Genomic DNA, 6,974 nt, shown 5'->3' with positions numbered 1-6,974 from the left:
GGAGTCCTCCGGTGGCTGGGGGAGACCAGCCGTGATGCCCGCGAGTTGCTTCGTGGCCCCGACGAGGATGCCGAGGAACGAGACGAGATCACCACGGTGATCCGCAGCTATCTGATCGAGTGCGGTGGTTCGGCGCCGGCCGCGGAGGTACTCAAGGCGACACGTGCGGCCGGGTTGGTCGACAACGCGGTGAAGAAGGCTCGGAAGCGGGCCGGGGTTCGCACGGAGCGGCATGGGTACGGGAAGGGAGGATCGTGGGTTTGGACAATAGGTGCCGGCATAGGTGCCAATGATTCCGTCGCACCGCATCAAGAATCTTAAGGAACCTATGGCAACCTCTTAATCGCTATCACGGTACTGGCTTGGTGATGCGAAACTTGGAACACCAGATCATCGAGAGAATCGAGGGGCGAAATCACCTTCGTCTGCTTATAGCATGACCGGAGCGCGGAGAGCGGGGAATGGCGGGTCGGATAGTAGTACTTCTCCACCGACTCGCACATTCCTCCGCCATTATTCACTAACCGGTCATGCTTTCTCTGCAGTCACCTCCTGGAAATAGGTGTAACGGCAGGAAACGGTCTCGATGAAAGCGGTTCGAAACCGCGATTGCCCTACTCGAATCCTTGCCTTCGAGCGAGAAAAGTTTTCAATTCCTGAGTAAACTGAAGACGCTTGAGTCTGTCTCTTGTCGGAATTGTTCCTCCCGCGGCGGCGACCACGATTTGTGCAGTTTTTCGAAACTTTGCTACATAATCATTACCTTTGAGTGATGCGACAATTTTCTTGCTTTGGTCCTCGATAGCTGCCTTGCTGAGTTCGGCAGATCCCCCGCCTAGAACGACGTACTTGTACGCCATGAGAATGTGGTATCTGATCTGCTTGTATTCTGGTTCCAGGCTGGTTCGAAAGGCGGTCTCCAGTCGGTATGCCATATAGGCAGAAGTTGAATACGGTGCAAGGAAGTGTGAATCATCAAAAATCGACTCACCTACTTCGCTGTAGAGATCTTTGGGATAACGTGTCGCGATGTGCGGTTGGTCAAGAAAAGTGGCGGCTACCGCACGCATCTGCTCGGTGATGGTGACGATTCTGGTTCGAGTTACTTGATTAAAGAAATACTGCCCGGATCGCCGTTCGTATTTAAGGCCAATCCCCAGGCTATCCACTGAGTAATAATCCTCAAGTCGCTTCTGAAATGTAGTGAGAGCGATGAGATCTGCGTCAGTGACGGCGGTTTGCGAGTTCGTTGCGCGAATAATTTCCGTCGCTATCCCATCATCCTTGGTGACAACAATCTTGATGGGCACGAAGACTGACTTCAACGAATCCCCGAAGTCCTCCTTGGCTAGGTAGATACAGTGGCTTGTCTGGCATCCATTCACTACCTGATAGCCGCTGAGTGAGTATTTGTCTCCAGGTTGCGGAGCATACGATCGTGAAACTACTGTGACGCCGTTATTCAATACGGGAAGGAGTGCTCGTGATTCTGATCGAAGCGTCTCCCCGATCTGCCGGTTTACCTCGTTGTCTTCACCTTTGAATCCACGGACATTCTCATAAAAGACACCCTCGTTCAGGGCGCCCCCTTCGTGTTCGATGAGTTTCAACAATTCTTCGACCGACACGACACCAAGAAGTGCCTGATCGACGCCAGGCATTTCTGGAAGGTTCGTGACCTTTTCAAAGGCCAGCGTTGTTTCGTTGGCGTTGGTCCTACGTTGGTGGGCTTCGTATACTTTGGTTGATCCCCATACTTCGACGGCGACATCTCCGACGAACGAAATATCGGCGATTCGCGATCGGATGGTGGCGATTCGGTCCGTCACCGTTTGGTCGTTCACGCTCTGATCGCCAGCAGTTGTGACGTACGTTAGAGAAATCTTGGGTTTTTGCTTCAGGCGCGCCGCGTAACTTTCGAATATTGAGTGAAATGTCTCCGCAATCGCGGCGAGTTTGGGATATCCATCTGGAACTGTATTATACAGGATCTTTTCCGCAATATCCCCGAAAGACAGTATCTCCGCAGTGTGGACCTTAGGTGCTCGCTTGACCTGGGTTAGCTCCAGTCTGACATCGAGACTATTTGATTTCTTGCAGATTTCCTCGACTTCGGCAGGGCTTGCGACGATAGCCCCATTAACCTCCAGTAGGGCCAGGTCCACCCCAATAACATTCTCATCCAACAGGAGGTCGGTTAATTCCACTTGATCAAGAATATCTTCGCGGAATAGGTGGACTGCGATAAAGAGTTCGAAGGCATCGGCCTCATTCATCTCTTGGAGCTCGTACTCTTTGCGAAAATTTCCGAGAAGTCCGCTGATCAGTGGATCCATTTTGGCTACAGAGCTCATTGTTCCTCCATATGAACTAGGTGCGCTGACTATACATCGACGGTTGGTGGCGTCGGCCAACTCATGCTCGTCGAAGCAAACGGATGGCATCGCTGACGAAAATGCATTATGAGATCCTCCGGCGATCGGAGTGTCTCTGGTGCCCTGATTCTGCTGGTGGGGGCGACTCAAGTCGGCACGAGTGTGCTTTGAGTATTCGCTCAATCCTCGCATTGCTCGACAGCGTGCTTGGAACGGTGCTAAGGCCGTTGAGGCTCGCGGGCAGCGCGATCATCGGGCCATTGTGCGTGATCGACGGGTTTGTCCGTGCTTGATGTGCAGGTTGACGGCCCGCCGTGAGGCAAGAAAAGCCGCCGGAGTGCTTGAGTTGGAGGTCTGGGCTGGTCAGCCCTTCGGGGGGAGTTTCACGTCGCGTTCAATTAGCTCGAATCGGCCGTCGTCGAAGAGTTGCTGTGCTTCGGTGATCTGCTTGTCACACTTGGCCTCAAGCAGTTTAACTTCACGTTCGTCCATGGTTCGAACCGGGCGTACACCGTAGGCGGTCCCTGCGGCGGCCTTCTCATCGTGCAATCGCGAGTTATGCAGCGCTACTGGGTCGACTTCAAGGGTATCGCCCAGGGCGCGCAAGCCTCGGGGCGACGCCAAACCGCTGCGGAACAACTTGAGTTGAGGTTCTCGCTTCAGGTACGCCTCGGCGTACTCGATGAGCGGCGGGGTAACCCTGCCGTCGACCTTGACTCCACACAGCAGTACAACGACAGCACGCGGGGGGAATCCGGTTCCATCGTTCGCGGTGAGGTCGCCCCGGGCGGCCGTCAGCACCGCGATAATCCTGCCATCAATGGCTAGGCTCCAGACCCAATCCGGGCCTTCCTTGGGATCCTGACTCATGAAGTAGAGGTCGGCGACCGCGCGGCTTTCGGTGTCCATCGCGCTATCTTCGCACCGATGCGCGTCTAGCGAATGCGTTCACACGCGGGTGAAAGCATTCGGATCCTGGGTGTTCACGCTCAGTGACGTAGGCACACGGCATGCGCGGCTGGGTGTAGCTCGGGAGTCCACTGAAGTCTGGGCCGGTGAGGCGAGGTCGACGTTTATTCGACGCTTATGAGCGAGATTGCTCGAGAATCAACCGGCTAGTACGGGAGCCTTGTGCGTTGAATACCACTCCGCTGCCGGATGATCCGGCACTGTCCGGGAATTGATGAGGATAGTCAATCGTAAATCCATTGGTCGCGGGTTCGAGCCCCGCCCGCCCCACCCATCGATGCAGGTCGCGATCGTGCATCACGGAAACCTCCACGACTCGGCGGTAGAAACGGCATCCTGATGAGCAGGCGGCACGCCTCGATGAGTCTCGGGCGCCCAGGAGGTCTACCCGATCATGAGAAAGCTGATCTATCCCTACGGCGTCTCCCTGGACGGCTACGTCAACGACCGCGACGGCAACATCGACTGGACGGACCCGGACGAGGAGCTGCACCAGTTCCACAACGACAGGTTCCGCGAGCTAGAGATCTCGCTGCACGGCCGCCGAATGTACGAGTTGATGGCCGAGTACTGGCCCCACATCCCTGAGGATGCGTCGCCCATCGAGCGTGAGTTCGCCGGACTCTGGACGGAAAAGCGCAAGGTCGTCTTCTCCCGGACGCTCACCGAGGTTCATTGGAACAGCACTCTGGTCGGTGAGAACGCGGTCGAGGAGGTCCGCAGGCTCAAATCCGAAGGTGACGGTGTCATGGAGGTCGGTGGGGCGAACCTCGCGGCCTCGCTGATCCCGCACGGGCTCATCGACGAGTACCAGCTGTTCGTCTCGCCCGTGGTGCTCGGCGGTGGCACACCGCTCTTCCCGCCGCTGGACAAGCGCATCCAGCTCCGGCTAGCAGAGACGAGGCATTTCGCGACCGTGGTGATGCTGCGCTACGTCGCAGACTGAAACTTGTCGGACCCCCTCGATATAGTTCGAACATGCTTTCGATGGGGGTACGAGGGGACGAGGTCGGGGCGCGGTTTGCTGCCCTCGACACCGCTGTCGACGGCCTGCTCGAAGACGACCTCACCGGCCTGTCGAACGGCGACCTGGTCGAGTTCTTCCAGCGCTTCGAAACCGTCCTGCGCAGGGCCACTGCCGTCGGCCATCGGGCGATCGTCGAGGCCGTCGAACGGCGGGTCCCGGAAGACCTCGGGTGCCGCTCGGTCAACGACTTCCTGGTCGGCACGCTGCGGATCTCCGGCGCCGACGCGGCCCGGCGGGTCAAGGGCGCGAAGAAGGTCGGCACCTGGCATTCCCTCGACGGCGAGGACATCGAACCGGAACTGCCGGCCACCGCGGCCGCTGTGAAGACCGGGACCATCGGATCCGACCATGTCGCCGCGGTCGCGAAGGTGATGCGGAAGGTGCCGCACGGGGTCGGGTTCGACGAGATCACCGTCGCCGAGCAGATCCTCGCGGACGCGGCCTGCTCGGTGACGCCTGAGGAAGTCGCCAAGATCGGGGCGCATCTGCTCGCGTATCTGAATCCGGACGGGGACGTGCCGGACGAGAAGGAACGCAAGCGGCGCCGGGGTCTGCGGATCGGCAAACAGGGCGTCGATCTCATGACCCCCATCTTCGGGCTCATCGACCCCGAGACCCGGGCGCTGCTCGAACCGGTCCTGGCGAAACTCGCCCGCCCCGGCATGAACAACCCGGACGACCCCGAATCACCTTCCGGTGATGTCGAATCCGAGACCCTCGACCGCGACGCGCTCGCCAAGGCCGCGGCCCGCGACACCCGCACCGCGGTGCAGCGTAACCACGACGGACTGAAAGTCGCCCTGCGGCAGTTGTTGTCGTCGGGTGTGCTGGGCAGCCACCGGGGATTGCCGGTGACCGCGATCCTGACCATGACCGTCAAACAGCTCGAGGAAGAGTCCGGCGTCGTGACCACCGCGTCCGGTGGGTTGGTGCCGATCCGCGACGCGCTGCGCATGGCCGAGACCGCGCATCCGGTGCTGGCGATTTTCGATCACCACGGCCGGCCGCTGCATCTCGGCCGCGCCAAACGCTTGGCGTCGGCCGATCAACGCCTCGCGTTGATCGCCGCCTCCGGTGGCTGCACCCGCCCCGGCTGCGACGCCCCCGCGACACTCACCGCCGTCCATCACATCACCGAATGGCGGGACGGTGGAGCCACCGACATCACCAACGAGGATCTCGCCTGCGACGCGTGTCATGCGCTGGTGCACGACGGGCCCGGCGGCTGGCACACCCGCGTCGCACCGGCAGGTTCGGAGTATCCGGGCCGCACGGAGTGGATCCCGCCACCGCACATCGATCCCGAGCAGAGACCGCGGGTCAATCACCGTCATCACCTCGGTGATCTGTTGTCGGCGGCGTTGGCGCACTACCGCGCCCGCCGCGAAACCGAGCTGCGCGAGCATCGCAGGCGGTGGATGCGGGAACCCTCCGGGGACGCGAACGGCGACGCGCCGTAGTGCCGTTGCGGTTCTATTTCTTGAAGCGCCCTGCGAATCCGCGCAGCGGCAGGTCCGCACTCGTAATGATGCCGGGAGGTGCGGCGACCACGGACTTGATCGAGTTCAACACCGGTAGTCCGGTGACGGTCATGCCGATGGAGGCGAAGTTCGCCGGATCGGACAGGTCGAACTCCTTGCGGGGGAAGATCATGTGCTTGTTGTAGATGTTCGGATCCCCGGTGATCTGGGTGATGTAGCAGCCCTGGATCTTCCACGCGGGATCGGTGTGCGGCGTCATCTGCCATTCGAGGTGGGTTTCCACCCGCGGCACACCGTCGACCAGCCCCTGGTATTTGATGTAGCTCGCGCCGAGAGAGCCTTCCGGCAAGAGGTACCAGCCGAGGTCGACGTCCTTCGTGCACGCTCCGAGTTCGTACCCGAAGGTCACCTCGTCGAGTTCGAGGTCGAAGGCGTCGGCCATCAGGTAGACCGAGTCGGCGAACACGGCGGTGTACTTGTAGAGCGAGTCCGGGATGGTGGGGTCGTCGATCGGACGCCCGTATCCGACCGCCTTCCACGTGTCGACGGAATGGTGGCACGAGACGTCGACCGATTCGGTAACGGTGACGTTCTCGATCTCGGACACATCGGCGGAGTTGACGATTCCGAGGATCTGGCACAGTCCCGGATTCATTCCCGTGCCGTAGAAGGTGGAGTTGCCGCGTTCGCACGCTGCCTGGATGACCTCGCTGACCTTGCGGCCCGAGGGATGTGGATGGTTCTTGTCGCGGTGGTAGCCGGTGATCCAGTCCGCCGTCGTCACCACATCGATGCCGGCCTCGAGAACCTTCTCGTAGAGATCTTCGTCGGGGAACACCCCGTGGAATGTGAGGACGTCGGGTTCGGCGGCGAGAATCTCCTCGACCGATCCGGTGGCCGTCACGCCGATGGGGCCGATACCCGCGATCTCGCCGGCGTCCCGGCCGAGCTTGTCGGGGGTGTAGCAGTGCAGCCCGACGAGTTCGAGGTCGGGATGGCTGCGGATCCGGCCGATCATCTCCGTGCCGAGGTTGCCGGTCGCAACCTGGAACACCCGGACCTTGTCGGAGGTGCTCATTTCTCGTGGACCTTTCTGTCGGGTGGGTGAAGCTCTCTCTGTCG

At 60.1% G+C, this 6,974-nt stretch carries 5 protein-coding genes and 1 pseudogene; 3 read left to right on the top strand and 3 right to left on the bottom strand.

The annotated features are described in order from the left end of the window. Positions 1-321: pseudogene (locus ACWDTS_RS21140) on the top strand (AAA family ATPase); the annotation flags it as partial. A gap of 293 nt (positions 322-614) precedes the next feature. On the opposite strand, the gene ACWDTS_RS21135 reads toward ACWDTS_RS21140, so the two are convergent. After that, complete coding sequence (locus tag ACWDTS_RS21135; protein ID WP_450118962.1) at positions 615-2,354, bottom strand: AIPR family protein; 1,740 nt, start codon at positions 2,352-2,354, stop codon at positions 615-617. 384 nt (positions 2,355-2,738) lie between these two features. Then, positions 2,739-3,284: a hypothetical protein gene (locus tag ACWDTS_RS21130; RefSeq protein WP_450118961.1), complete on the bottom strand. Its 546-nt coding sequence runs from the start codon at positions 3,282-3,284 to the stop codon at positions 2,739-2,741. 454 nt (positions 3,285-3,738) lie between these two features. Between ACWDTS_RS21130 and ACWDTS_RS21125 the strand changes: the two genes are divergently transcribed. Beyond that, positions 3,739-4,290 carry a dihydrofolate reductase family protein gene (locus tag ACWDTS_RS21125; protein WP_248675881.1) on the top strand — a complete coding sequence of 184 codons (552 nt, stop codon included), beginning with the start codon at positions 3,739-3,741 and terminating at the stop codon, positions 4,288-4,290. Positions 4,291-4,322: 32 nt separating this feature from the next. Continuing rightward, on the top strand, positions 4,323-5,831 hold the full coding sequence (locus ACWDTS_RS21120; protein WP_450118960.1) for a DUF222 domain-containing protein: 1,509 nt from the start codon (positions 4,323-4,325) through the stop codon (positions 5,829-5,831). A gap of 13 nt (positions 5,832-5,844) precedes the next feature. Here the strand turns inward: ACWDTS_RS21120 and ACWDTS_RS21115 are convergent, their stop codons facing one another. Next, positions 5,845-6,930 carry an NAD(P)H-dependent amine dehydrogenase family protein gene (locus ACWDTS_RS21115; RefSeq protein WP_197257844.1) on the bottom strand — a complete coding sequence of 362 codons (1,086 nt, stop codon included), beginning with the start codon at positions 6,928-6,930 and terminating at the stop codon, positions 5,845-5,847. Positions 6,931-6,974 lie beyond the last annotated feature (44 nt).

This window comes from Rhodococcus sp. NPDC003383, from assembly GCF_053589115.1.
This window is presented reverse-complemented; position numbering and strand designations above follow the sequence as displayed.

Excerpts from the sequence above, each read along its gene's own strand:
- ACWDTS_RS21135 (WP_450118962.1), bottom strand. The coding sequence starts at position 2,354 with ATGAGCTCTGTAGCCAAAATGGATCCACTGATCAGCGGACTTCTCGGA.
- ACWDTS_RS21130 (WP_450118961.1), bottom strand. The coding sequence starts at position 3,284 with ATGGACACCGAAAGCCGCGCGGTCGCCGACCTCTACTTCATGAGTCAG.
- ACWDTS_RS21125 (WP_248675881.1), top strand. The coding sequence starts at position 3,739 with ATGAGAAAGCTGATCTATCCCTACGGCGTCTCCCTGGACGGCTACGTC.
- ACWDTS_RS21120 (WP_450118960.1), top strand. The coding sequence starts at position 4,323 with ATGCTTTCGATGGGGGTACGAGGGGACGAGGTCGGGGCGCGGTTTGCT.
- ACWDTS_RS21115 (WP_197257844.1), bottom strand. The coding sequence starts at position 6,930 with ATGAGCACCTCCGACAAGGTCCGGGTGTTCCAGGTTGCGACCGGCAAC.